Origin of the sequence: Pseudomonas sp. PA-7-1E (assembly GCF_021605325.1) — a bacterium.
Classification (GTDB): Bacteria; Pseudomonadota; Gammaproteobacteria; order Pseudomonadales; family Pseudomonadaceae; genus Aquipseudomonas; species Aquipseudomonas fluorescens_BV.
The window spans coordinates 1-966 of record NZ_WKFA01000130.1; the positions used below are offsets into that span (position 1 = coordinate 1).

The following is a 966-nucleotide window of genomic DNA, read 5'->3' on the forward strand; positions in this document are numbered from 1 at the left end:
TGTAGGAGCGAGCTTGCTCGCGAAAAACGTTAACCAAAACGCGTGTTTGCTGAATGAATGCGGCGCCTGTGAGTTTTTCGCGAGCAAGCTCGCTCCTACAACTGAACCTTGCCGGGAGCGTCAATGACCCTTCGCCAACCCTGCCCACCCGGCGCCTGTGTCTGCAACCGTGAACAACTGCTGGAAGCTCCCGGCGCTGATCTGCGCATTCTGCAACTGACGCGACAGCAGGAAAAAATCCTGCTGGAGCGCCTGGAAAACCTCAAGAGCCTGCAAGACCTCGAACACTTGCAACAGCGGATGTACGACCAACTCGGCATCCGCGTCCACATCGCGCCCGGGCATACCGAGGTCAAAAGCATGCGCGGGATCCAGATCGTCATCGACGAACTGCCGGGCATGTGCCGCAAGACCCGCCAGTCGATCCCCGCCTCCATTCGCCGTGGCCTGGAGAAAAACCCAGAGATTGCCTACCGCTTGCTCGACGCCCACGACCTGTTTCGCGACGCTTGAATTATCCCGCGATGGCCTCACGCTCAAACAACCCCTGCCCCACGGTCCGGGCCTTGTGCAAATGCGCCTGGGCCGTGCCACTTTCCGAGTCCAACAACAACTCGGAAGTGAGTACCCGCGCCCCGCAATAATCAAAGATGCCGTAGTCGATCTGGGTATTCATGGCCTTGGCATAACCGTGTCGATCGAAGGCGCTTTCGTCAGCCGCCCCCAGGGCCAGCACATGTACGTGCAAATGCCTGAGTTTCTTCTGCACCGGTGTATCGGGGCCGTAATCAATCGCCCAGCCATTGACGAATACGCGGTCGACCCAACCCTTGAGCAACGCTGGCATTGACCACCAGTAGATGGGGAACGCCAGCACCAGCGCGTCGGCGCGGTCTATGCGGGCCTGTTCGGCCTGCACGTCGGCTGGCGGCGTCGCCCGAGTACGGTGCACCCGATGGTCGGCGA

The 966-nt window shown here is 60.4% G+C and carries 2 protein-coding genes; one reads left to right on the forward strand and one right to left on the reverse strand.

All coding sequences use genetic code 11. The annotated features are described in order from the left end of the window. Positions 1-123 precede the first annotated feature (123 nt). The gene (locus GIW79_RS29520) at positions 124-513 is read left to right on the forward strand and encodes a hypothetical protein (RefSeq protein WP_034127625.1); all 390 of its coding nucleotides are present in this window, start codon (positions 124-126) and stop codon (positions 511-513) included. 1 nt (position 514) lies between these two features. On the opposite strand, the gene GIW79_RS29525 is transcribed toward GIW79_RS29520, so the two are convergent. Next, a partial coding sequence (locus GIW79_RS29525; protein ID WP_236477479.1) for an NAD(P)H-dependent oxidoreductase occupies positions 515-966 on the reverse strand: 452 nt, incomplete at its 5' end.